This is a genomic window from Nonomuraea roseola, from assembly GCF_039535395.1.
Taxonomy (GTDB): Bacteria; Actinomycetota; Actinomycetes; order Streptosporangiales; family Streptosporangiaceae; genus Nonomuraea; species Nonomuraea roseola.
This window is the reverse complement of record NZ_BAAAXC010000014.1, coordinates 1-24037: the sequence shown is the minus strand read 5'-3', so window position 1 is coordinate 24037 and position 24037 is coordinate 1. Positions and strand designations below refer to the sequence as shown.

Annotated in this window: 23 protein-coding genes; 13 read left to right on the top strand and 10 right to left on the bottom strand. The window is 69.4% G+C overall.

All coding sequences use genetic code 11. The annotated features are described in order from the left end of the window. Positions 1–4 precede the first annotated feature (4 nt). Together ABFX55_RS18360 and ABFX55_RS18355 are read left to right on the top strand one after the other, a co-directional pair. Positions 5–436: a nuclear transport factor 2 family protein gene (locus tag ABFX55_RS18360; protein ID WP_346122573.1), complete on the top strand. Its 432-nt coding sequence runs from the start codon at positions 5–7 to the stop codon at positions 434–436. Then, a complete protein-coding gene (locus tag ABFX55_RS18355) occupies positions 433–642 on the top strand; it encodes a heavy-metal-associated domain-containing protein (RefSeq protein ID WP_346122571.1) in 210 nt (69 codons plus the stop codon). Before ABFX55_RS18360 ends, ABFX55_RS18355 begins: the two co-directional genes overlap by 4 nt. A gap of 37 nt (positions 643–679) precedes the next feature. Here the strand turns inward: ABFX55_RS18355 and ABFX55_RS18350 are convergent, their stop codons facing one another. Next, a complete protein-coding gene (locus ABFX55_RS18350; RefSeq protein WP_346122570.1) occupies positions 680–1519 on the bottom strand; it encodes an alpha/beta fold hydrolase in 840 nt (279 codons plus the stop codon). Between the two features lie 162 nt (positions 1520–1681). Between ABFX55_RS18350 and ABFX55_RS18345 the strand changes: the two genes are divergently transcribed. Continuing rightward, positions 1682–2065: a CPCC family cysteine-rich protein gene (locus ABFX55_RS18345; protein WP_346116616.1), complete on the top strand. Its 384-nt coding sequence runs from the start codon at positions 1682–1684 to the stop codon at positions 2063–2065. A 75-nt stretch (positions 2066–2140) separates the two neighbouring features. Here the strand turns inward: ABFX55_RS18345 and ABFX55_RS18340 are convergent, their stop codons facing one another. The 3 genes from ABFX55_RS18340 to ABFX55_RS18330 form a co-directional block, all read right to left on the bottom strand. Then, positions 2141–2263, bottom strand: coding sequence for a hypothetical protein (locus tag ABFX55_RS18340; protein WP_346116618.1), 123 nt, complete (start codon positions 2261–2263; stop codon positions 2141–2143). A gap of 183 nt (positions 2264–2446) precedes the next feature. Beyond that, positions 2447–2752 (bottom strand): hypothetical protein, encoded by a 306-nt coding sequence (locus tag ABFX55_RS18335; protein ID WP_346116620.1) that lies wholly within the window; start codon positions 2750–2752, stop codon positions 2447–2449. A 42-nt stretch (positions 2753–2794) separates the two neighbouring features. Then, complete coding sequence (locus tag ABFX55_RS18330; RefSeq protein WP_428834769.1) at positions 2795–3358, bottom strand: YibE/F family protein; 564 nt, start codon at positions 3356–3358, stop codon at positions 2795–2797. A gap of 1365 nt (positions 3359–4723) precedes the next feature. On the opposite strand from ABFX55_RS18330, the gene ABFX55_RS18325 reads away from it, so the two are divergent. The 3 genes from ABFX55_RS18325 to ABFX55_RS18315 all read left to right on the top strand — a co-directional run bounded on the left by ABFX55_RS18325 (position 4724) and on the right by ABFX55_RS18315 (position 6543). Beyond that, the gene (locus ABFX55_RS18325; protein ID WP_346122566.1) at positions 4724–5059 is read left to right on the top strand and encodes a YibE/F family protein; all 336 of its coding nucleotides are present in this window, start codon (positions 4724–4726) and stop codon (positions 5057–5059) included. 135 nt (positions 5060–5194) lie between these two features. Further along, positions 5195–5332: a YibE/F family protein gene (locus ABFX55_RS18320; protein WP_346124089.1), complete on the top strand. Its 138-nt coding sequence runs from the start codon at positions 5195–5197 to the stop codon at positions 5330–5332. A 638-nt stretch (positions 5333–5970) separates the two neighbouring features. After that, positions 5971–6543 (top strand): tetratricopeptide repeat protein, encoded by a 573-nt coding sequence (locus ABFX55_RS18315; RefSeq protein WP_346122564.1) that lies wholly within the window; start codon positions 5971–5973, stop codon positions 6541–6543. Positions 6544–6590: 47 nt separating this feature from the next. Here the strand turns inward: ABFX55_RS18315 and ABFX55_RS18310 are convergent, their stop codons facing one another. From ABFX55_RS18310 to ABFX55_RS18300, 3 genes are all read right to left on the bottom strand, one after another. Continuing rightward, positions 6591–6743 carry a CPCC family cysteine-rich protein gene (locus ABFX55_RS18310; protein WP_346122562.1) on the bottom strand — a complete coding sequence of 51 codons (153 nt, stop codon included), beginning with the start codon at positions 6741–6743 and terminating at the stop codon, positions 6591–6593. A gap of 1054 nt (positions 6744–7797) precedes the next feature. Then, on the bottom strand, positions 7798–7905 hold the full coding sequence (locus ABFX55_RS18305; RefSeq protein WP_346122560.1) for a hypothetical protein: 108 nt from the start codon (positions 7903–7905) through the stop codon (positions 7798–7800). A 184-nt stretch (positions 7906–8089) separates the two neighbouring features. Continuing rightward, entirely contained in the window at positions 8090–8335 is a 246-nt protein-coding gene (locus ABFX55_RS18300) for a nuclear transport factor 2 family protein (protein WP_346122558.1), read from the bottom strand. Between the two features lie 489 nt (positions 8336–8824). Here ABFX55_RS18300 and ABFX55_RS18295 point away from each other — a divergent pair, with 489 nt between their 5' ends. Beyond that, positions 8825–9124 (top strand): hypothetical protein, encoded by a 300-nt coding sequence (locus ABFX55_RS18295; protein WP_346122556.1) that lies wholly within the window; start codon positions 8825–8827, stop codon positions 9122–9124. 57 nt (positions 9125–9181) lie between these two features. Continuing rightward, entirely contained in the window at positions 9182–9523 is a 342-nt protein-coding gene (locus tag ABFX55_RS18290) for an ArsR/SmtB family transcription factor (RefSeq protein WP_346122555.1), read from the top strand. Between the two features lie 22 nt (positions 9524–9545). Here the strand turns inward: ABFX55_RS18290 and ABFX55_RS18285 are convergent, their stop codons facing one another. Next, the gene (locus tag ABFX55_RS18285) at positions 9546–9977 is read right to left on the bottom strand and encodes a hypothetical protein (protein ID WP_346122553.1); all 432 of its coding nucleotides are present in this window, start codon (positions 9975–9977) and stop codon (positions 9546–9548) included. A 381-nt stretch (positions 9978–10358) separates the two neighbouring features. On the opposite strand from ABFX55_RS18285, the gene ABFX55_RS18280 reads away from it, so the two are divergent. From ABFX55_RS18280 to ABFX55_RS18265, 4 genes are all read left to right on the top strand, one after another. Continuing rightward, a complete protein-coding gene (locus ABFX55_RS18280) occupies positions 10359–10589 on the top strand; it encodes a hypothetical protein (protein WP_346122551.1) in 231 nt (76 codons plus the stop codon). 1470 nt (positions 10590–12059) lie between these two features. Beyond that, the gene (locus ABFX55_RS18275) at positions 12060–12494 is read left to right on the top strand and encodes a helix-turn-helix domain-containing protein (RefSeq protein WP_346124088.1); all 435 of its coding nucleotides are present in this window, start codon (positions 12060–12062) and stop codon (positions 12492–12494) included. A gap of 2186 nt (positions 12495–14680) precedes the next feature. Then, complete coding sequence (locus tag ABFX55_RS18270; RefSeq protein WP_346122549.1) at positions 14681–15037, top strand: hypothetical protein; 357 nt, start codon at positions 14681–14683, stop codon at positions 15035–15037. Between the two features lie 1214 nt (positions 15038–16251). Beyond that, on the top strand, positions 16252–16590 hold the full coding sequence (locus ABFX55_RS18265) for a hypothetical protein (protein ID WP_346122547.1): 339 nt from the start codon (positions 16252–16254) through the stop codon (positions 16588–16590). 254 nt (positions 16591–16844) lie between these two features. Here ABFX55_RS18265 and ABFX55_RS18260 read toward each other — a convergent pair whose 3' ends face one another. Together ABFX55_RS18260 and ABFX55_RS18255 are read right to left on the bottom strand one after the other, a co-directional pair. Next, positions 16845–17024: a hypothetical protein gene (locus tag ABFX55_RS18260; protein WP_346122545.1), complete on the bottom strand. Its 180-nt coding sequence runs from the start codon at positions 17022–17024 to the stop codon at positions 16845–16847. A gap of 1272 nt (positions 17025–18296) precedes the next feature. Continuing rightward, positions 18297–18419: a hypothetical protein gene (locus tag ABFX55_RS18255; RefSeq protein WP_346122543.1), complete on the bottom strand. Its 123-nt coding sequence runs from the start codon at positions 18417–18419 to the stop codon at positions 18297–18299. Positions 18420–20395: 1976 nt separating this feature from the next. On the opposite strand from ABFX55_RS18255, the gene ABFX55_RS18250 reads away from it, so the two are divergent. Continuing rightward, positions 20396–20536: a hypothetical protein gene (locus tag ABFX55_RS18250; RefSeq protein ID WP_346122541.1), complete on the top strand. Its 141-nt coding sequence runs from the start codon at positions 20396–20398 to the stop codon at positions 20534–20536. Positions 20537–24037 lie beyond the last annotated feature (3501 nt).

Here is a 24037-nt window from a genome sequence, read left to right as displayed (position 1 = left end):
CACCATGAGCCCATTCGACGGCGTCAGCCCGGAGCAGTTCATCGCCGACTTCATGACCTCCTTCACCGACGAGATCGTTCGAGGCGACGAGGATCCGGGGCCGATCGTGGACCGCTACTACACGCCGGACATGATCCAGATCGCCGACGGCATCCGGATCGACCGCGACAGGCTCATCGCGCACATCCGCCCGGTGCGCAAGAACCTCACCCACTACCGCCTCGAGGTGCACGAGGCCCTGGCCAGCGGGAATCGCATCGCCGCCAGGTTCACCCTGCACGGGCAGATGCGGAAGAAGGCGGTGGCCACCGAGGTGCACTTCTTCGGAGAGCTGGCTCCTGACGGACGGATGAGCAGGACCCACCAGCTCACCCGCGCGCTGCCCACCGGTGAGGGTGGGCAGCCGGCCCCCGGCAAGGAGGAGGAGCGGGCGTGAACCAGAGCACCTACACCGTCAGCGGCATGGTCTGCGGACACTGCGCGGGCTTCGTCACCGAGGAGATCGAGCGCGTCGCCGGCGTCACCGCCGTGGCGGTGGACGTCGAGAACGGCGTCGTCACCGTCACCAGCGATCGGGACCTCGACGTCGCGGACGTCCGCGCCGCCGTCGAGGAGGCCGGCTACGAGCTCGTGCGGGCATGAAAGACTTGTCCGGCGTTGCGCTGGAGGCGAGCGTGCTTCACCCGAGGAAGGCCGCGGTCGTCGCCACGAACCGGCGAGCGTCATCGAGCCACGGGAAATGGCCCGCTCCTGGTTGGACGACGAACTCGGCGTTCGGGAACAGCTCGGCGAACGCGGCGGCGACGCTCGGAGGCGTGTTCAGGTCGACCTCTCCGGCAAGCAGCAGCACCGGCGCGTGGAAGGTGGCGAGTGCCGCGCACGTGATGTCCGGGTCGAACACGCCCTCGGCGCCGAAGATCGCTGCTGCTTCCCTGTTCCGGTGGCCGTCCTGGGCCGCCTGGTGGGCTCGGGCCTGCGCGTCCCATCGGCCGTGGAAGAAGGGGTCGATGGCCTTCCACCTGTCGTCGGTGGCGTCGCCTGCCACGATGGACTCAAGAGCGGTGAAGGCCGCGGCGAACCAGGGCTCGTTCTCGCGGAGCCTGGCGGTCTCAAGCCGGGATTCACCGGTGGCCGCGATGCCGACGGCCATGGTGCTCGGAGTGATCAGAGCGAGCCTGCCGACGCGTTCTGGGTGCCGGGTGACATACAGCGCCGCGAGGTTCGCGCCGGCGGAGTGGGCGAGCAGCTCCAACCGGTCAAGACCGAGGTGCTCGCGCAGAGCGTCGACATCGCCGACGAGCCGGTCGCAGCGGTAGGAGGCCGCGTCCCCTGGGATCGCCGACCGGCCGGTGCCCCGAGGGTCCATCATGATCAACTGCCGATGCGCCGACAGGCCGCCCAGTTCGCCGAGGTAGTCGGAGTCCTGCATCGGGCCGCCGGGCAGGCAGATCACCGGAGGGCCCTCTCCGAACACGTGGTAGGCGAGAGGGGTTCCATCGTGTGCGGAGAAGACAGGCATGGCGGGATCCTGTCAGCGGCATCCAGGCCAGGGCAACCGGCTGTCGTGACCGGCTCCCCTGTGGTCAGGCCTTCCTGGCGGCGCAGCAGGAGCCGAGGCGTTCTCGCACCCGGGAACACCTGGGCGACGGCGGTCGTGAACCCTTCCGTCAGGATGACCGGCATGATCCTGAAGTATCCCTGCGTATGCTGCGGCCGTCTGACCATGGAGGAGCCGCCCGGCTCCCATCAGATCTGCCCGGTCTGCTTCTGGGAGGACGACGCGGTTCAGCTGCGATGGCCTGACCGGGTCGCAGGGGCCAACCGGATCCCCCTGATCGAGGCCCAGCAGCACTTTCAGGACCACGGAGCATGCGACGAGCGATCACTGGGACACGTCCGTCCACCCAGGGACGATGAACCGCTGGACCCGAGCTGGCGCCCCATCGACCCCGAACGCGACCGCTTCGAGCCTCAGGCCGTCCAGCTGGCCGCGTGGCCGGACGACCGCACTGTCCTGTACTGGTGGCGCTATCGCGACACCGGATTCTGGCGTCCCCCCGGCTGACGCGGTCGACCAGCGACGCCGGCCCGCCGGACGGCTCGCCCGACGAAGATCCCTCGCACGCTTCTCGAACGACCCTCACTCCTCGACGGGTTCGTGCCGTCCGTCGAAGTGGACGCGGCCGTCGGCGCGTACCGGTTGTCCGGACGGCAGGCGCGAACCGGGCGACGGCTCGTCGAGGTCCACGACCGCCCAGTCCACCCGTCGAGCGCTTTCGCGCGGGTCAGCGCGCCCTGGTCCCACGGATCGAGCTCCAGCGCCCGCAGATAGCCGCCCAACGCCCGCTCGTGCGCGCCGCCGCACTCGTGAGCCAGCCCTTCGAGGTAGGCGGCGAGGTTGTTGGTCGGGTCGAGGGACAGCACGTGCCGGGCCGCGCGGACCGCCTCATCCACGAGAGCGCGGCCGGCGCCGTTCGGGCGGGATCCGGGCGATGGGCTTCGAGTCCTCCTCCCACCAGCCCGTGTCCACGCGGTTGACCATGTGGCCGCGGAGCTCGGCGCCGCCCAGCACGGCGAGGCCCACCGCCGCCTCCAGGCTTGCGGGATCCACCCGCTGGACCGCCGTGTACGCCTCGCGAACGGCACGCGCCTTGTCCGCCGGATCCCGCGCGTATTCCGCCTCCTCGGCGACTTCCGCGAGGAGCCTGCCCGCCCCGGCCGGCCCGGCGTCAACGCCTGTGTGCTCCATCATGATCGGGAACGCTATCGCCGCGGTCCGGGGGACCGCAGCGCGTCACTGATCGCGGGGATCGTCCCAGAAGCCGTGGTCGTGCCGTACAGGCCGGGGCCTGTCATGAGCGGGCTCGAGCACGCCTGGAGATGGCGCGGCCGTCTCCGGCAGGTCGTTCGCGCGTCGCCGGTGCCGGGACGCCGGCGAGGCGTCGCCGTGGTGGTCGAGGCCGGGACGCCGGGAGCTGACGAGCGCGGTCAGGGCGGTGGTGAGGGGGACGGCGGCGATGAGGCCGAGCGTCCCGACGACGCTGCGGACGATCTCCTGGGCGATGAGCGGGTTGGTCAGCACTTCACCGAGCGGCTGCTTCGCGACGCTGATGAGCAGCAGCAGCGGCAGGGAGGCGCCGGAGTAGGCGAGGATGATCGTGTTGATCACCGACGCGATGTGCGCGCGGCCGACCCTGCCTGCGGCCCTGTACAGCTGCAGGAAGCCGTAGGACGGGTTCGCGTGGGCGAGTTCGGTGACCGTGACGGCCTGGGTGACGGTGACGTCGTCGAGCACGCCGAGGGAGCCGATGAGGATGCTCGCGAGCAGGAGTCCCTGAGCGTCGATGCGGTAGCTCATGTCCAGGTAGAGCGAGCTCTCGTCGGTGATGCCGTTGAGCTGGGCGAGTCCCGATCGCGCCCCCTCCTCTTCCCACTCCGTAGTCTTAGGCCGAGGGACAGCCAGCCACCCCGGCCCTCTCCCCCCCCGCCCGTGCTCCCCCTCAGCCCGCCGCACCCCCTGGGTGACGCCCGGGTCAGGCTGCTTGAGGGGGCCCCACGGGCCACCGCCAATCGGCCAGCGGGGTCAGCTTCGAACACGTGGCGAGCCTGGCGTGCCGGTGCATCGCTTCTCACGCAGCCACCGCGTCACGCCCATGCTCGCCGCCACCCGAGGCCCGGACCCCCCCCAGCCCCGCCCCCCCCCATCTGGGCTGCCGCGACCTCGCACCCACAGTCGGCGGCATCGCCCCCGCGAGGACCCCGGTCGGCTGAGCGCAGGGCCACTCCACCGGCGGGCGCCCGCCGGGACGGCGCCCGCGGGTACATCCACGCCCAACCCAACAAGCAGCTACCTCCCCAGCAGCCCCCTCTCCACCGCGCATCGGTGAACGGTCACAACCGCCCCCCGCAGCCCCTCAGGCCCCCACGAGCGCCCGTCACGCCGCGCCACCAGCGGCCCCCGACCCCCCCCCCGCGACCAAGCTGACCCCCCCCCCAGCCCGCGAACCCGGCCGCGCCCATGATCCTCACTAGTGAGTCCGAACCGGTCGTGTCCCTGAGCATGGCCCCGGCGCGTACCGGCGGGACCACGGCGTTCCGTCCGCAAGCGTGCTGTCAGGGTTCCTCCCACCCCCCCGTGACCCCACCCGAGCACCACCCGACCGTCCCCCGATCGCCTCTCTGGCGCACACCCCGCCTGTGCTACAGCCCCCGGCCGCTGCGGCCCATGCGTCCGCCGGCTTCGGTGATCGCGCACTCCTGGCTCCCGCGTCCTGCACGCCGCCCTTGGTCAAGCTGGAAATAGATCCCTCTCTTATTACGTACTCTTTAGCATCCCCCCTCTTCTCACCTCTCCTCTTCCTCCTTTTTCCCATCTCACCCCCGGGTGCTTGTTAGGTGACGCCACGAGAGACGACTGAGCTATACACGTATAATCTATTTCCAGCTGTCTCTCCTCCCACACAGCGGCGTCGCCGATACCGCGCACGGGCGCCGCACTCCCAGCCGCCATCACCCACCCCCACCACCCGATCCCCACCTGCCCCCCCCCCTCCCCCCCCCCCCAGCCCCCGCCTCCCCCCCCCCCCCCCCCCCTGTGCCCAGCACCAGCCTCCCCGGTTTCGGGAGGGCGACGACGTCGTGCTCGTTCACACCCCTGACAGCACGCTCGACGCCGTCGCCGTACCTGCTCTCGGACCACGACCGGTCGACGTCACTGTGGATCATGGGCGCGGCCTTCGCGCTCGCTGTGGTCGCGTTCGGCCGCTGGCGCGGCGTGACGGCGCTCGTGGGCCTCGGCGTGACCTTCACCCTGCTGCTGCTGTTCGTGATTCCCGCCATCCTCGCGGGCGAGCCGCCACTGGCGATCGCCATCGTCGGCTCCCGCGGCGATCATGCTCGCGGTGCTCTATCTCACCCACGGGTTCACGCTGACCACCTCGATGGCGGTCCTGGGCACCCTCAGCAGCCTGACCCTCACCGGGCTGCTGTCCTACGGCGCGATCGGACTCGCCCCAGCTCAACGGCATCACCGACGAGAGCTCGCTCTACCTGGACATGAGCTACCGCATCGACGCTCAGGGACTCCTGCTCGCGAGCATCCTCATCGGCTCCCTCGGCGTGCTCGACGACGTCACCGTCACACCAGGCCGTCACGGTCACCGAACTCGCCCACGCGAACCCGTCTCTACGCTTCCTGCAGCTGTACAGGGCCGCAGGCAGGGTCGGCCGCGCGCACATCGCGTCGGTGATCAACACGATCATCCTCGCCTACTCCGGCGCCTCCCTGCCCGCTGCTGCTGCTCATCAGCGTCGCGAAGCAGCCGCTCGGTGAAGTGCTGACCAACCCGCTCATCGCCCAGGAGATCGTCCGCAGCGTCGTCGGGGACGCTCGGCCTCATCGCCGCCGTCCCCCTCACCACCGCCCTGACCGCGCTCGTCAGCTCCCGGCGTCCCGGCCTCGACCACCACCGGCGACGCCTCGCCGGCGTCCCGGCACCGGCGACGCGCGAACGACCTGCCGGAGACGGCCGCGCCATCTCCAGGCGTGCTCGAGCCCGCTCATGACAGGCCCCGGCCTGTACGGCACGACCACGGCTTCTGGGACGATCCCCGCGATCAGTGACGCGCTGCGGTCCCCCGGACCGCGGCGATAGCGTTCCCCGATCATGATGGAGCACACAGGCGTTGACGCCGGGCCGGCCGGGGCGGGCAGGCTCCTCGCGGAAGTCGCCGAGGAGGCGGAATACGCGCGGGATCCGGCGGACAAGGCGCGTGCCGTTCGCGAGGCGTACACGGCGGTCCAGCGGGTGGATCCCGCAAGCCTGGAGGCGGCGGTGGGCCTCGCCGTGCTGGGCGGCGCCGAGCTCCGCGGCCACATGGTCAACCGCGTGGACACGGGCTGGTGGGAGGAGGACTCGAAGCCCATCGCCCGGATCCCGCCCGAACGGCGCCGGCCGCGCGCTCTCGTGGATGAGGGCGGTCCGCGCGGCCCGGCACGTGCTGTCCCTCGACCCGACCAACAACCTCGCCGCCTACCTCGAAGGGCTGGCTCACGAGTGCGGCGGCGCGCACGAGCGGGCGTTGGGCGGCTATCTGCGGGCGCTGGAGCTCGATCCGTGGGACCAGGGCGCGCTGACCCGCGCGAAAGCGCTCGACGGGGTGGACTGGGCGGTCGTGGACCTCGACGAGCCGTCGCCCGGTTCGCGCCTGCCGTCCGGACAACCGGTACGCGCCGACGGCCGCGTCCACTTCGACGGACGGCACGAACCCGTCGAGGAGAGTGAGGGTCGTTCGAGAAGCGTGCGAGGGATCTTCGTCGGGCGAGCCGTCCGGCGGGCCGGCGTCGCTGGTCGACCGCGTCAGCCGGGGGGGACGCCAGAATCCGGTGTCGCGATAGCGCCACCAGTACAGGACAGTGCGGTCGTCCGGCCACGCGGCCAGCTGGACGGCCTGAGGCTCGAAGCGGTCGCGTTCGGGGTCGATGGGGCGCCAGCTCGGGTCCAGCGGTTCATCGTCCCTGGGTGGACGGACGTGTCCCAGTGATCGCTCGTCGCATGCTCCGTGGTCCTGAAAGTGCTGCTGGGCCTCGATCAGGGGATCCGGTTGGCCCCTGCGACCCGGTCAGGCCATCGCAGCTGAACCGCGTCGTCCTCCCAGAAGCAGACCGGGCAGATCTGATGGGAGCCGGGCGGCTCCTCCATGGTCAGACGGCCGCAGCATACGCAGGGATACTTCAGGATCATGCCGGTCATCCTGACGGAAGGGTTCACGACCGCCGTCGCCCAGGTGTTCCCGGGTGCGAGAACGCCTCGGCTCCTGCTGACGCCGCCAGGAAGGCCTGACCACAGGGGAGCCGGTCACGACAGCCGGTTGCCCTGGCCTGGATGCCGCTGACAGGATCCCGCCATGCCTGTCTTCTCCGCACACGATGGAACCCCTCTCGCCTACCACGTGTTCGGAGAGGGCCCTCCGGTGATCTGCCTGCCCGGCGGCCCGATGCAGGACTCCGACTACCTCGGCGAACTGGGCGGCCTGTCGGCGCATCGGCAGTTGATCATGATGGACCCTCGGGGCCACCGGCCGGTCGGCGATCCCAGGGGACGCGGCCTCCTACCGCTGCGGACCGGCTCGTCGGCGATGTCGACGCTCTGCGCGAGCACCTCGGTCTTGACCGGTTGGAGCTGCTCGCCCCACTCCGCCGGCGCGAACCTCGCGGCGCTGTATGTCACCCGGCACCCAGAAACGCGTCGGCAGGCTCGCTCTGATCACTCCGAGCACCCATGGCCGTCGGCATCGCGGCCACCGGTGAATCCCGGCTTGAGACCGCCAGGCTCCGCGAGAACGAGCCCTGGTTCGCCGCGGGCCTTCACCGCTCTTGAGTCCATCGTGGCAGGCGACGCCACCGACGACAGGTGGAAGGCCATCGACCCCTTCTTCCACGGCCGATGGGACGCGCAGGCCCGAGCCCCACCAGGCGGCCCAGGACGGCCACCGGAACAGGGAAGCAGCAGCGATCTTCGGCGCCGAGGGCGTGTTCGACCCGGACATCACGTGCGCGGCACTCGCCACCTTCCACGCGCCCGGTGCTGCTGCTGCTTGCCGGAGAGGTCGACCTGAACACGCCTCCGAGCGTCGCCGCCGCGTTCGCCGAGCTGTTTCCCGAACGCCGAGTTCGTCGTCCAACCAGGAGCGGGCCATTTCCCGTGGCTCGATGACGCTCGCCGGTTCGTGGCGCGACGACCGCGGCCTTCCTCGGGTGAAGCACGCTCGCCTCCAGCGCAACGCCGGACAAGTCTTTCATGCCCGCACGAGCTCGTAGCCGGCCTCCTCGACGGCGGCGCGGACGTCCGCGACGTCGAGGTCCCGATCGCTGGTGACGGTGACGACGCCGTTCTCGACGTCCACCGCCACGGCGGTGACGCCGGCGACGCGCTCGATCTCCCTCGGTGACGAAGCCCGCGCAGTGTCCCGCAGACCATGCCGCTGACGGTGTAGGTGCTCTGGTTCACGCCCGCTCCTCCTCCTTGCCGGGGGCCGGCTGCCCACCCTCACCGGTGGGCAGCGCGCGGGTGAGCTGGTGGGTCCCTGCTCATCCGTCCGTCAGGAGCCAGCTCTCCGAAGAAGTGCACCTCGGTGGCCACCGCCTTCTTCCGCATCTGCCCGTGCAGGGTGAACCTGGCGGCGATGCGATTCCGCTGGCCAGGGCCTCGTGCACCTCGAGGCGGTAGTGGGTGAGGTTCTTGCGCACCGGGCGGATGTGCGCGATGAGCCTGTCGCGGTCGATCCGGATGCCGTCGGCGATCTGGATCATGTCCGGCGTGTAGTAGCGGTCCACGATCGGCCCCGGATCCTCGTCGCCTCGAACGATCTCGTCCGGTGAAGGAGGTCATGAAGTCGGCGATGAACTGCTCCGGGCTGACGCCGTCGAATGGGCTCATGGGTGCTCCTGTCGCACTCTCCAGTACTATCTCTTACAGGCTGTAAGATATGTGTCGGCGCACAACTTTGACAAGGTGTATGAGTTGACTTCTCCTCCGGTCCCCCAGCGTCGCCGTGCCGACGCGCGGCGCAGCAGGGCGGCGATCCTGGACGCGGCGGTCCGGCTGCTGAAACGAGCGACCCGACGTCAGCGTCGAAGTCATCGCCTCGGCCGCGGGAGTGACCCGCCAGACCGTCTACGCGCATTTCCCCTCACGCGAAGAGCTGCTGGAGGCCGCCGTCGACCGGGTCACCGAGGAGACCGTCGGGGCGATGGACGCCGCCGGGCTCGACGAAGGATCCGCGGCAAGAGGCGCTGTGCCGGCTGATCGAGGTCAGCCGGCGGATGAGCGAGCGGTACCCCGTGCTGCTTCACCAGATCAGCTCGATGCCCGTGAGCCCGCAGGCCGACCAGGAGCGACACGCGCCGGTCGCCGATCGCCTGAGGCGGATCATCCTGCGCGGCCAGGAAACCGGCGAGTTCGACCGCAGGCTCTCGACCGACTGGCTGGTGGTGGCCACCATCGCCCTCGGACACGCCGCGGGCGACGAGGCCGGCGCCGGCCGCATGTCCGGCGAGCAGGCGGACGCGGCGCTCCGCCTCAGCCTGCTCCGGCTCTACGGCGCGACGGTCGAGGCGCCGTGAAATACATAGATGTATGTCAATATAGAACGTCGACGAACATCTACTCTGGAGGGGTCGATGGAGCTGCTGGAGATCCTGGAGTGCAGCCCGCCGCTCACCCGCGAGCCACTGGACGCCCCGCAGGCGGCGGGGGTCGCGCAGGTGTTCAAGGCGCTGGGTGATCCGGTACGGCTGCGCATCCTGTCGATCGTGGCCAGCCACGCGGGCGGCGAGGTCTGCGTGTGCGACATCACCGGCGCCTTCGAGCTGTCGCAGCCGACCATCAGCCACCACCTCAAAGTGCTGAAGGAGGTCGGCCTGCTCACCTCCGAGCGCCGCGCCTCCTGGGTCTACTACCGCCTGGTCCCCGAGACCCTGGCGGAGCTGTCCGCCCTGCTGAACACCCCGTCCACCGTCTGACCGCGCACCCCGAAGAGTTCCGTCAGGGTCCCGCCGGGGCGCAGCCGTCCGCCTCCGTTGATCTTCCCGTGGCATCCCGCTGCCGTCTGGCCACCTGTCGCGCGCGATCGGCGAGCGGGCCAAAGGTCACGGGTGCTCGTCCAAGGCCGGGAGAAACCGCCTTCCATCCCTGCTCGATCGAGCGGCGGCATCGGCCCGGATCGTCTCCCGCGCTGACGAACAGCGCGGCCAGGAGCGGGACGCCGTGGGCGAGCGCCTGACGCGGCAGGGGGCCGGTGGCGACGAGCGAGGCGAGCCCGTGGCCGATCGCCCAGCTCTGCGTCGCCAGTTCCATCGGGTCGACGTCGTCACGGAAGCGACCGGTCTCCCTGGCCCGTTCGGCGGCGCGGACCAGGCAGTACAGCGTTTCGTCCGCGGCCGCCGCGTCCTCGAGCTCGAAGCCCGCGTCGAACATGACGCGGTAGAGGTCGGGCTCTCCAGCGCGTTGGACAGGTAGGCGGCGCCCAGGGCGGCGAGGTCTCGCACCGGATCAGCGGACATCGCGACCGCCCGCGAGCTTGGCCGCCAGGCGGCTGAAGCCCTCCTGCCCGCAGCGCCTTCCACAGACCGTCCATGCCGCCGAAGTAGGTGTAGACGGCCATCGTCGAGACGCCGGTGCCGGCCACGAGCGAGCGGAGCGTGACCGGCTCACGGGTGCGAAGCATCTGCGCGGCCCGATCGATCAGCAGGGAGCGGACGACAGGATCCTTCGTTCTGGCCATGGCGCCACAATACATAGCATTGCTATGTTTTGGTGGAGCGCCGCATCCGCGGACTCGGACGAGAAGGAGGAGTCATGGCCGTGACACTGGTCAATCCCAAGGGACTGCCTCAACCCGAGGTCTACCGGCAGCTGTCGATCGCGACCGGGTCGAGGCTGGTGTTCCTCGCCGTCAGGTCGCCGCGACGCCGACGGCCGCAGGTCGGAGAGGGTGACCTCGCCGCCCAGGTCGAGCAGGCCTATCTCAACATCGGCACCCGCACTGGCCGAGGTCGGTGGGATCCTTCGACGACGTGGCGAAGCTGACCGTCTACGTCGTCGACTGGAGCTCCGAGAAACTGCCCCCGTGCTGGGCGAGGGCGTGGCCAGGGCGGCCCGCAGAAACTGGGGTCGACCCCGTCAAGCCGATCACCCTGTTGGGCGTCGCCGCGCTGGGGCGAGCCGACCTGCTGGTCGAGGTCGAAGCCACACCGCGGTCCTCGACTGAATCAGCGCAGCTGCGACCTGGCCGTCGGGGGCCAGCCTCAGGTGCAGGGGTGGAGCGCTCAGCCGTGCCGCCAGCTCGGGCAGCACCTTCTCGTGCCACTCCCGCGAGCGCTCCAGCCGTTCGACGTGCTCACGACGCCGATCGGCGTCGGCGAACGAGGCGAACCAGATGAAGAGGTTCTCCCCCTCTCTGACGGGCAGGCGGGGGGAAGGTGTTGTCGGCGTGCTCGGTACGCAGGCGGGCCAGTGGCGGCGCCCCCGTCTCAGCCATCAACGGGGCCACGCGGTCGTCGAAGAACCGGCTGAAGTCGCCATCGGCCTGCTCGTCCACGGCGTAGATCGTCGCCATGACCCGGGAGCCCGGCAGGCTCGTGGCGCCCGCGGGGGGCCGAGGCGTCTCCGGTTCGGGAAACCGGAGTCCGGGCCCGCGGGACGCAGCAGGAGGGCGTTCGAGGAGTCCACCATCGTGGCGTTGGCGGCGGGCCCGTGCCTCCTCCAAGCTTCTCCCTCGACGTAGAACGCGGTCAGCGCCTCGTGCCGGGCCCGGCATGGTGGGGAAGCTGCGGAGCCAGACGAACCGGTCGGGATCGTCCTCGTCGCGGAACTGCCCGACGACACGCATCCCCAAGGCCTCCTGGCTCTCCACGAACTCCCTGTCGAACAGGTCGATGAGAAGGTCACGCTGCCCTGGGCGCAGGTGTACTGCCTGAGTTCGATGATGTTCACGCCTGAACGATGCCAACGCGTGGAAGGGGCCGCGAGTGGCAGGAGTGCCACTGTTCGCAAAATTCCTGCCGTACGCTGGGGGACGTGCGCCGCCGGTTCCGTCGCCCTGGCTCTGGTCGACGACATGCCCCTGTTCGAGGTCGCGATCGCCTGCGAGGTGTTCGGCCCGGAACGGACCGACCTGGCCGACCCGTGGTACGACTTCCGGCTCTGCGCGGAGAAACCGGCGGGCACCAGGAGCGAGTTCGGCTTCCTCCAGCACACGCGCCATGGGCCTCGACGCACTGGCCGAGGCGGAGACGGTGATCGTGCCCGCGCTGCCGTACGCGTGCGTGCAGTCCGGCCTGCCCGTTCCCCAGGCGCTGGTCGAAGCCCTCAGGGCGGCGGCGTCGGCCGGCGCGCGTGTCATCTCCCTGTGCACCGGCCGCCTTCGCCCTGGCCGCCGCCGGACTGCTCGACGGCAGCGGGCGGCCACTCACTGGCTGTACGCGGGCACGCTGTCCATGCTGCATCCGCAGGTGCGGGTGGACGCGTCGGTGCTGTACGTCGACGACGGCGACCGTGATGACCAGCGCGGGCAGAGGCGCGGCGCTGGATCTGTGTTTGCACGTGGTGCGGAAAGACCTCGGCGCCGAAGTCTCCAACCAGGTCGCCCGCCGTATGGTGATGCCCGCGCACACGCACCGGCGGCCAGGCGCAGTACGTCGACCTGTCCATACCGGACACCGACGACGACAGTCTCGTCCGCTGCTGCAATGGGCGGGCACCCGTCTCGACCATGCCGCTTTGACCGTCGACGCTCTGGCTCGCAGGGCGGGGATGAGCCCGCGGACGTTCGCACGCCGCTTCCATTCCGCGGTCGGCACCACGCCGCTGCAGTGGCTGCTCAACCAGCGCCTCATCCGTGCGCGACGGCTGCTCGAGTCGACCGATCTGCCGATCGATCAGGTCGCGGAGCACAGCGGGCTGGGCTCGGCGCCAACCTGCGCCGGCACTTAGCCTCACCTCGCGTGACGCCCACCGGCTACCGCACACCTTCCGCCGGGACACGCGGGGAGCGACGCCGGCCTGACCACACGCCAAGGCGTGATCAGGTGGTGGTCACCGTCCTGAACGTTAGGCCCCCGGACACGCAACTCGGTCCGGCGGCGTGTCTATTGCTGGTCGGTGCCATGCGGACGGCGAGCTGCGGTCGAAGATGGTGCCCGACACGCGTGCATCCATCGCTGACGGATGGCCGGCCGCGGACGAAGTCGGCCAGCCGTCGGCCAGGAGGCACCCGCGCTCGCGTCGACGCACAGCCGACGACGATGACAGCGCTCCGAACAGGAAGACTGCGCTGTCCACGCTCCCCCTGGCCGGGTCGATGACTGCGGAAGAAGGCCAGTATAGAAGCGATCACCTTGGGTTGGCGAGGTTGGTCAGCAGCGCCCTGCCGAAGACGCGGCGGGCCGAGCTCCTGCGTTCGGCCGCCGCGTGAGCCTGATCGAGGCCGTCCGCCCGCGCCGCGGCTCTGAAGGAGGTGACGGCCAGTAGACGAGGTAGCAGGCGCCGACCACCCGCAGCACGTGGAAGGCCGTGGGGAAGGCCTGGAAGAGGTGCCGAGACCGATGCGGCGGCGACGGTGTGCACGGCGAGCCCCGCGGACATGCCGACGGCCGCGAGGACCCCGCCCGCGGCCCTGAGGCCAGACCGGTGGCGGTGATGAAGAGCAGGTCCGGCCCAGGACCAGAGAGATGATCAATGCTGCGAGACAGAAGGCGCGACGACGCCGGGTCGATGACCATGCCGAATGCTGCCGGACAGTGAGCACCTGTCCGCGCTAGCAGTGCTGTCCGCCGGGCGGCGGTTTTTTCCCGCAGGGTCGAGGCGGTCGGCGGCCTGCCGGAGCGCGCGAGCCAGCCGCACCTGGTCTGCGCCGCCTTCGGATGGTCCGGCGTCTCGGCGCGCCGGGCACGCCGAGCGGAGGCCGTCCTCGTAGCCCATCGCCGTCCGGTGGCGAGTACTTGCATGGCGTCCATGGTTCCTCCTTAATCAATTAAGAGCTTAATGGATTAGAGGCGAACGCTAGGGTTGGGGCATGTGCCGAGCGAGTGACCCTGCAGACATCGTCGGACCGGGTCGGAGTGTCCCGCGCGACGTCTCCTATGCCTTCTCCCGTCGACCAGCTCAGCGAGGAGCTACGCGCACGGATCCTGCGGGTGGCCAGCGAGCTCGGCTACGCAGGCCCAACCCGACGGCGCGCTCGTTGCGCCTGGGCAGGGCGGGGGCGCTCGGGCTGATCTTCACCGAGACGCTGCCGTAACGCCTTCGCCGACCCTACTCGATCGGGTTCCTGCAGGGTCTGGCCGTGGCCGCGGAGGAGGCCGCGGTCGGTGTCTGCTGATCCTCCAGCAGCCGCCAGGGGTGACAGCGCCCCGAGATCGTGCGCAACGCCGTGGTGGACGCCTTCTGCCGTCTTCTCCCTGCCCGACGGGCACGCCACGCTGGACGCGGTGCTGGCGCGCAGGCTCCCCACCGTGTTCGTCGACGAGCCGTACGTCCGGGCTGCCCTTCATCGGCAATCGACGAGCTGGCCGCCGCGGGCGAGGCCGTACGGCATGTGGTGGATCTGGGGCATCGCAGGCTCGGACTCGCGCTGGTGGGCCTGCACCAGGACGGCCGGCACGAGCTGGGCCGACCTGCGCCGCCAGCGGAGCGCGGAGTACGAGGCGATGCGGACCAGGGGTCGAGGGCTACCGGTTGGCGGGCGAGCAGGGCGGGGCTGGACTGGGCGAGCGTGCCGTCCAACGATGTGGCGGCAACGCCCGGAGTCCGGTCGCGAGGAAGCGGGGACGGGCCCTGCTGGCGCGCGCGCGGCCGACTCGCCACTCCTGTGCAACACCGACGTGAGTCGCTCGGTGTGCTCGACGCGGCGGCGAGGCGGCAGTGAAGGTCCCCGAGGACCTGTCCAGGTGGTGCGGACTTCTCCGACAGTCGGCGCCGAGGAGGCCGATCTCACGACGATCAGGCTAGCCCAAGTCAGCTCATCGGCAGACGCGGGCCGCATGACCTGCTGTCACGGCCTGCCACCGCGGGGCAAACGAGCCCGAAAACGGCTGATCCTAGCGCACGAGCTGATCGTGCGCGGAGCACCGCACGCGCGCCCCTCCACTCACTGAACCGTCGCCCGCCGAGGTGCATCGGTGGGTGACGACGGTCTGTTGAAGCCTTTCTCGACGACGTCGTCCGGCGGTTTTGAGCGTCCCACACACAAGCTCAGCCCGCGCGTCCGACACCGGCTCCCCGCCGCAGACCTCGCCGTCGCCGCGTCGAAGGCCGTGCCGAGCCAGAAGTGCGTGCCGTCCCGAGAAGAAGGCCGTCCGAGGCCGGCCGCCTCCGAGGTCCCGCGTATCCTGCCGGTGCTGACCAGCACGGACCCGGTCGAGGATCGGATGGCGAAGCCGGCGCGCGCACGTCAAAAAGCTAAGAGCCGGCGTCGTGATGAGGTCTTCGGCGTCGCCGCGCGCCACTCCGCTTCGCCGGAGCGCGCAGTCGAGTAGATCAGGGGGCTCGGCCGCCTCACGCGGTGCAAGATTCGACCGCATCACACCGCACTATGCTTAGTCAGGTGACTGACTCGAAGGATCCGGGTGAGGACCGCGGGACGCCAAGCGCAGCGGCTGTATGGATGAGGCTGCCGCCAGGTCGTCCACGCAGCAGGCGCGACGCTGCACCACACGCCGACATCGCGTGCGGGCCGACGTCCCCGTGGGCAATGTGAGTCCTACTACTACAAGACCAAGACGAGCTCGTGGCGGCCGCCCTCGGCGAGCACTGAAGATCCCGCAGCTGGTTATGCTCAACGGGCGGCCTTGATCTCTCGCCGACCCCGAGAGTGGAGTGACAGGCAGCTACAAGGCACTGTGTGACGGCGTGGGTCAGCCAGCGCGACCTCGCAAGGCCCGCTACGGCTGCCCGACGGACAGCGCTGGCCGTGCGAGCTGGATCAAGCGACGCGCGAGGGCGGTCATCGACGCCAGAGGCCGGCAGGGTCATCCGGCCTAGCTGCTGGACTAAGGACCAGAGCGCAGTTCCCAAAAGCGAGTCTCGGGGTCTGCCACGACCCCGACGGCTCGCCCTGACAGCTGGTAGGAGCGCGTACACCAGGCAGGATCGCTGCTGGCCACGCTGCGCGAGCCCGCCGTCATTGACGCGGCAGGAGCGAGCGGCTCGATCGGCTGGCTGGACATCCTGCCCGACGGCGATCAGACAGCCGGCCGCGGCTGATCGCCGATAGAACCGGCCCACCGCGCGCGTCGATCGGGTGCCAGTGCGAGGTCCGTATTGCCGCCGTCATCGTGGCGCCGGTCGGCGGAAGGAATGGGCCGACGTGTTCGACATCACCACGGTCATCGCCAAGAGCGCCGAGGGCAGCACGCGGCATCGCCCGCGGGCTCCGGCGCGATCAGGCGGGAGTCCGCCTCATGACGACCAGCATCGCACGCCGACCGTCAGGGTCGCTCCCCAGGCCGAACCCGCCGTCGGTGCGGCGCGCGACTTCGGCTGCTCTGGGCCGCGCCAGTCGCTTCTCATAACTCTTCGGTGCCCAGTTCCATGACCACGCGTCGCTGCCCTCGTGCCGTGACCCGCTCGCTCCTCCCCGTGCGCAGCGCGGCTGCTGCAGTTCGCGCTGTTCGTAGCCGTTCCTGCCGCTGGCCTGCCGGCCGGCGCCATCGTCGACAGGTTGCCCCGCATGAACCCGTCATGCATAGGTGTGCGACGCGTGCAGGCGTGCGCGTTCGCCGCGATCATGCGTGTCTGCGGCCACCGGCGCGTGCTGACCTTCCCCCTGCTGTTCGGGCTGATCCTGATCGAGCGGGTGCGCGGTGGTGTTCTCCAGGTGCGCCTACACTCTACGCTGCCCAGCCTGTACGGCGACGCCCACGAGCTGCACGACGGACAACAGCCCGTCTCGCGCTGTCGGAGTCCCCACCTCCAAGCGCTGGCCCCATGGCGCGGGCCGCTCATCGTCGCGCTCGGCCTGGTCGGCGCGCATCGTGCGGCGCCCACGCTGCTCAGCTTTCGCCGCCTCACTTCGTCTCGCTGGCCCTGATCCGGCATAGGGAGCCGCGGATGGGCCTGCCGCCGTCCGGCAGCCAGGCTGGCTGCGCCGCGACATCGCCGTCGGCGCTGCGCCTTCGCGCGCGCCGTCACCCGATCCGTGCAGCCTATAACCATCTGGCGTGCGCACGGTCTACGTGCTGTTCGCTGTCCATGGTGGAGTGACGAGCCTGTAGCTCTACACGCGCGACGTCCTGGGCCTGTCGCCGGCTGGATCGGCGTCGTGATCGGCGCGGCGGCGGCGCGCTACCCGGTCGGCAGACCTGCTGTCGGCGCCTGATCCGCCGCCTCGGCGCGCATCAGGACGCTCACAGCCGGCGCCACGCACGTGACGCGCTCGGCATCGTTGAGCATGCCCGCGCTCAGGGCGTCGATCGGTGTGCTGTCGCGCCGGATCGGCCTGGTGGCGGGCAGCGGATCGTCCACTGCGTCGCGAGGCGCCTTCAGGCCCGACGCTCGATCACCCTGCGCCAGACGTGATGAGCAGCCGCGCCGCGAGCTGCATATGGGTCAGGGTCGGCTCGGTGCAGAGTTCCTGCTGCTGGGGCGCGATCGCGCTGGGCAGCCTCAGCGGCGGCCGGCATGACGAGCTCTCGCGGCCTGTCCGCCTCGTGTGGGTCGCGCCTGGGCACCGTGCTGTGCCTGCCCGCCCTGCTCAGACGCGGCCTCCGAGCAGCGGTGCTCTGCCTGAACGCCCCCGTCTGCTCGACTCGTTCTTCGCTCAGAGCGCCCCGCACGATCTCTACGACGCCGCACTGTGAGACCGCGCGGATCAGAGCGCGCCGTACATCTCGGCGATCTCGCGGGCAGGCGCGGAGCAGCTCCGCGCGGCCTCGGGAGTGGCCGTCACGGCTCGACGGAGGCGCGCACTGCAGCAGTGACGAACGCTTCGAGGCGTGGGTAGGTGAGGTGCACGCTCGTCCACTCGGGCTCGTCCTCCAGTGTCGCGCGGGCGGCCCGCGATTGTCGTAGAGACGCGATCGGGCAGTGACCGGATCGCCGTCGAGCAGTCCGTCGGCAGGGCCGACTGGGAGCATGCGCGCGTTCCAGATCAGACGTGTCGCGGTCTGTCGGGAAGGCGCGCTGTGTTTCCGCTGATCGCACCTGTACAGCTCGTTGCGAACCGCCGCACCTGCAACGAGCTCGATCCCTCGGTCGAACCGGCTCGTGCCGAGGGTCGCGCGGGAGCGTGGCGGGCGCGCGCTCGCCCGATGGAATCCGTCCGGCGTGACGGCGAGTGGCGCCGGGCCTGTCGGGTTGGACGTTGCGAGGGGATTATGGGCTACTGTCATTCGGTAAGTATGATCGGCAGGCGAAGTGGAGTGGAGTACTCCTTCGCGGCCAGTCGTCGTCATCACGACCCGCTTCGGGCCGGTGCGGTCGTCCGCGAACGAGCGCCGCGGGCGAGAGAAGACCTCCGACACGGGTGACGTGTCAACGCCAGTCGAGAGCGCCTCATGCCCCCACTAGTGTCGATGCCGCCTGGCTGTGGGAGCGCACGACCATCGCCGCCGCTGCTGCGGGCTCATCTTCCTCGATCTGATCATCGTCGCCAACAGAGACGCCCGACAAGGTCACGTATCGGCGAGTCGGCGCGGTGGAATCGCCTTGTACATCGGTTGTGCCGTCGCTATCGGCGCAGGCGTGTGATCTTCGCGGCGATGACACAGCGGCGGCAATCTACCTCACCGGCTACAGTCACCGGTACACGCTGAGCGTGGCGACAACCTGTTCATCTTCATGCTCATCATGGCGAACTTCGCCGGCGCGCTCCACCAGCACTCGCGTGCTGCTCATCGGAGTCGTGATGGCGCTGGTCATAAGAAAAAAGGATGCGCGGATCTCTCGGCGTGGTCGCGCAGGCCGTACAGCGCTTCAGCTGGGTGTTCTGGCTCTTCGCGGCATCCTCATCTACACCGCGTGGAAATTCGCCTCACATGCAACGAAAGACGAGAGTACGACCCCACGGCGGCGGCGTACGCTGGCGCGCAGGCTGTTCGTCGGTCACCGGACGACTACCACGGCTCACGCTGACGCATCCAACAAGACGGCTGTGGGGCAGCCGCCTGCTGACCCCATGGTTTCATCGTCATCATCGCATCGCTTGACGCGCGATCTGTCTCGCGGTCGGCTCGATCCCCGCGATCTTCGGCATCACCAAAGGCCAGGACGCCTACCTGGTCTTCGCGCCACGCGTGCGCGGACTGTGATGGGGCTGCGACAGTTGTACTTCCTGCTCGCGGGCTGGTGAGAACTCGTCTACCTCACCTACCGGCCTGCTGCGTCATATCCTCGCTTCATCGCGTGAACGCTCGTCCTGCACGCCTGCACGAGAACGAGCTGCGTTCAGCAACGCGGCGATCACGTCACCTGAGATCCCTGAGATCGAACAACTGGATCTCGCTGGCCGTCATCCGTCACCGGGGTCTGCCGTCACGACGGATGGCAGCCTGCTCAGGTCCAGCGCGACAGACAGCCCCTGCCAGGCCGCCGAGCCGTCCGTGTACCGAGCCCGCCGACCGGCGCGCAACTGACCGGAGGCAGGGCTCGCCGACCGGCGGCGAGCCTGCCTCGGACCTACTACATGTAGGCCGTCGCACGCGGTGTCGAACGCCAGATCACGCGAGGGCCGCAGGGCAGGGCATCACGCCCCTCTCCGAAGAAGAAGCTTTCACGCGTACGGAATGAGGGTTTAGACGGCTCCCTGTTTGCCATATGCACTGAAGCATCACTTGCAGCGAGGACACCTGTGACCGTCACGCACTCGCGCTCCGTCCGGCCGAACTTCTGTCGTGTTCGTGGGGCTTCGCCGGCCTCTTCGCCACCCGGCTACTCGCTCGCGCGGGGGTTAGGGTCACCCTGATCGACCGTACCCGTACACCACCTTTGCAGGCCCTGCTCTACCATGTGGCGACTGGCGGGGCTCGGTCCCGGTGACGTGTCGTTCCCCATGCCGAGCCTTCGCCGCCAGGTACCGGACGGTGCGCACCCGCGAGCCGCGCTGAGGCGGGGTACGGGTCCGTCGGTGTAGGCGGGGGTGGAGCTGACGACGGCAGCACGTCGGACTTAAGACTACATGGTGCTGACCAGCGCTTCACGACGACTGGCTAACATCGAGGGGCTATCAGAACGCGCTGCCCATCTACTCGGTCACGACGCGGGTGGCGCTGCGTAAGCTGCTGCGGCGCCGTCTGGAGGAGGCTGGCGACCGGCGGAGCGTACAGCGTCCACGTCGTGGGTGGTCGGCGGTGGCGCGCACGGCGTGAGATGCGGGCTCTCTGGCCGAGCTGGCGTCCGCCGCACGATCCCGCTGACTTGTCCCGAGCTGTCGCCCAAGCAGACGAGCGTCGACCCTTGTCGGAGCGGTTCTACTACGTGCTCTCTGCGTACAGCGAGGCTGCGCGACAGGCTGCGCGCGCTCTGCGCAAGCGTGGCGTTCACCTGCGGCTCGGCGCCTACGGTGGCGAAGTACATCACCCGACGCGGTCCATCTGGCCGACGGCACCCGCCTGCCCAGCGACGTCACCGTCTGGGGCGCTGGAGTTCACCGCTCCAAAGTCGGTCTCTCAGTGGTGGCCTGCCGCAGGGCGAGGGGGCTGGATCTGTCGGTACGCATTTGCGCTCAACCTGAGGACCATCCCGAGATCTTCGTCGCGGTGACCTCGGCAGGCCCGCTGACGCGCCACCGGCCTCGCATCAGCTCGCCCTCCGTATGGGTTCTGCACGTGGGCGTCAGTCGTCTCGGCGGCGTGGCTGGCCGTCTGTCGAGCCGCTTCTAGTAGCGCGATCCCGTTATCATGGCGACGGTCGGCCGCTGCGAGGCCGTGCTGCAGTTGCAAACTGCTGGACCTTCCACGGCCTGGTGGCGCTGGCTGGCCTGGATCGGCCTGCACGTGGCCTATCTTTGGCTGGTGCTCGGGCAGGCTCGCCGTTGCTGACCAGCTTCCTGTGGCGATACATCGGCGGCCCGCCGCAGCGCCGCCTCCGGTCATCGAGTGAGTCTAGGGAAGGCGTGCTCGTCAGCGATCGAGGTGACCGGGGGAGATAGGTGTCGAACTCTCCAGGCCGTCACGTTGCTCGACCGCTGATGCCGCTCGTTTGTATGTCGAGGATGAAGAATTTGTCCTTATTGACCGCGGGCGGTCTCACCCGCGGGATCGCAGGCGGCCCAGCCGTACCGCCACGACGACGGAAACCAGGAGCGCCACGCCCAGCACGGCGCAGACCGGCCGCCAGATCGCCGCGCGGGCGGGATCCCCCGCGCCTGGGCATCGCGTCTCAGGAGGCGCCACCGACGTCGTGGCGACGGAGGCATGGGGCCGGCCTTTCTGCGGTGTGCTGGTGGAGAAGGTCGCTTAGGCACTCCTCTGATCGAGAGCATCGCAAAGGCTGAATGGTTTGTCAGAATTCATGCGTCAGGATGGCCGAGGATAGGATGCTGGCGGTAGGGGGCTTCCATCCTTCGCTTCTCCTCCTCGGCAGCGTCATCTCCGGCGCATTAAGGCGTCTTCAATGTGCCGCAGGGAGGTCGCGCGACGATCGGGCGCGTCACGGCCCCGCCTGCCAGCAGCCAGGCGAGGGCGAACCATGGCCGGTGGCACCTTCACGTTCGGCGCGAACTCAGCGGGGACCGGCGTCCAACACGTCGAAGTCGGGCTGTCCTCGTACATGTTCGTCCGCCATCGTGATCGCTGCCCGCCCAGCCGTACGGCGGGCGCCGTCATTGCGCCCGCGGTTGGCCCGCGAGCAGCCCCGCTCCCAGGGGGCTTCCATGGGGATGACGCCCACCCCCTGGTCGAGGCAGAGCGGATCATCTCCCGCTCCTCCTCCCCTGTAGACCAGGTTGTAATGGTTCTGCGATGGCGAAGAACTTCCGTCCGCGGCGCAGTGCTGCGCCTTTGGCGAACTGCCATGCGTGACATGGCTGGAGGGCCCCGAATGTAAACGTGCCTTGCCCTACACTTGATAACCACGTCGTGCAGCGCCTCCATGGTCTCCTCGTCGCGTCTCTTATCCCAGCGGGGGATCATAGGTACAGATCCACGGAGAAATCGTGCCCAGGCGGCGCGCAGCGGGGCGGCGTCACGGCCGGACATCACGTGCTTGCGCGACAGGCCTCTGTCGTTTGGGCCCCGGGGCCCATCGGTAAGTATACTTGGATGGCCAAGCACGGTAGTCCTCCGCCGCACCGCAGGAACAGCTTGGCGAGCAGCCGCCCGTGATCTCCTCCGTACTCCGCCGTCCGAGTACATGCGGCGGTATGTCGAAGAGGTCAACGCCGGCCTCGACGCCCGCCTGACGATCGGTTCGGCCTCGTCCTCACTCCAGGTGCCACGCCCTAGCTCGCAGGGTCCTCTCCGTAGCTCATCATTCCGAGGCAGATGCGCGAGACCTTCATTCCCGACGATCCGTGCACGCGTCTGTTCCATGTCGTCTCCTTGGAGCAGTGTGCTGTTGCGATGGCGACGCCGATTGATCCACCAGGGCCACCCCCCCGCCTCGGCGGCGCGGGTAGCTTTGCGGCCGAGCACGAGCACTCCGACGACCGTTGCGGTCGCCGTCAGCAGGGAGTCATCAGGGCGTACGTGGGCCCTCGCCATGCGGGCCATGGCGAGTTGGTCGAAGACGTACGGGATCGACCGAGGAGGTGATCCCGACGCCGAGCCCGGCGGCGAGCACCACCGGGTCCCGTCATGGTACCGGGCTCGCCCCTGCGCCAGAGCCCGCGGGATCACGACACGCCCTGCCACCAGCAATCGGCCGTGGGCCAGCGCGTCCTTTTTTTTTCCACGCCGCCCGCCTGGACGGGCGGCACCCGTGCGCGAGGACGATGTAAGGGCGAACAGAATCCCGCGTTCGCGAGGCGAGCAGGATCCCCGCGTTCCCCCGCCAGCCTCCGTCGGTCGCAGGTAGAACCCCGCCACCGCCGCCGCGAGGCGCCGCGAGGTTGCGGACCGTCTGACACCCGAGCGCCGCAGCGCGATCACCGGCAAGGAACTCGATCGCGCGCGACGGTGCGAGCGAGCTAGTCGCGCGATCGGCCAGGATAGAACGTCACGTTCAATAAAAAAGGCGCCAGGACCATTCCCAGGGCTAAGAACGGTCCGCGTCGATCCGCCTCAAGGCAGGTCCCCTGCGCCACAGCGCGAACCCAGGGCCGCGCTCCAGATTGCGACAAACCCCGCCACCGCGGAGCGGGGGGGGGCCTCGAGGCGGCCGACCAGGCAGCACCGCGAAGGACGGTCCCAGGTAGTGGAAGTACGGCGCTGCCGCGAAGAACCCACGCGGAAAGGCCATGGCCGTATCCTCCTGCAAACCCTACGTTGGGAGAATGACGAACAGAAGGGGCAGACCGGGCCGCGAAAACAAACTACAACTGAAAAATACCAAGGCGGCAGTACAGCCCGACCTTCGGATCCTCATGGAGCTCCAGCGGGATATCCAGGGTGAGCCTCGCCCAGGCTGGGCCCGCAGGGTCGACGAGAGGAAGGAGGGGGGGGTAGAGAGGAGGAAATGGGAGAAGGGGGGGGGGGGGGGGAGGAGGGATGTCGGCCCCTGCCGTGGCCGAAACGGGTGCAGCGGCTCGAGGACACGGGGTGATCGTCGGCTGACACGCCGCGGTGATCAGCGGGCTCTGGGGTTTCCCGATCAGCGTGCTCAGTCGCGTCCCGTCCCGCCCTGCGCGAGCTGCACCTCATCCCCCAAGATCGCCGAAGAGATCCCGCAGATCGTCGAGTGCCACAATCGGATCACCGGCGACGACTGCTTCTTCTTCATCGCCCACCTTCGGCAGCGTCGAGGATCGCGAACCCATCCTCGCCCGCTTCACCCGCACGGTTCGCCAGGACCGACCACCTCTCCTGCAGTCGCCCCCGTGCCCCATCCGTCCCCTGCCCCTGGACGTCGCCAGGGGCAGGCGGACAGCCATGTGAGCGGCGCACAAATCGTGGTGCGAGGCCCTGCCTGGTCGGGGCCGACGGTTTCCCGGCGTGCCCCTCAGCCCGGAGATGGCCGCGACGGCGGCAGGCTGTCGGGGTCGCACCACCCACTATCGGCATGACCCGGCTTGCACCCGGGGTGTGTCTTGCGCTGCCGTCAGGTCGTTGGGTTTTCTCGCTCACCAGCCGGTCAACCTTGCGGAACCTCGCTATCATTCGTGCGAACCAGAGGCGTTGCGGAGCCTCGGGGCGTCCACACGGCGCGAGCTCGAGGGAGCGTCGGGACCGGCCGGCCACCGAACGTTCGTCCCGGGACCTGGCCAGCGACTCCAGCCGTCTCAGTGGCCAGCAGCAGACCCCCTTCCCGCGGGCGCCCATCATCAGGGCAGTCCTCCTACTTTGCGTACGGCGGGGCCACGAAGGGCCGGGTGCCGTCGGCCGGGGATCGGCCTCCAGTGACACAGAACAGGTTCCCCTCGCAGGAAGATGTCCGGACGGATG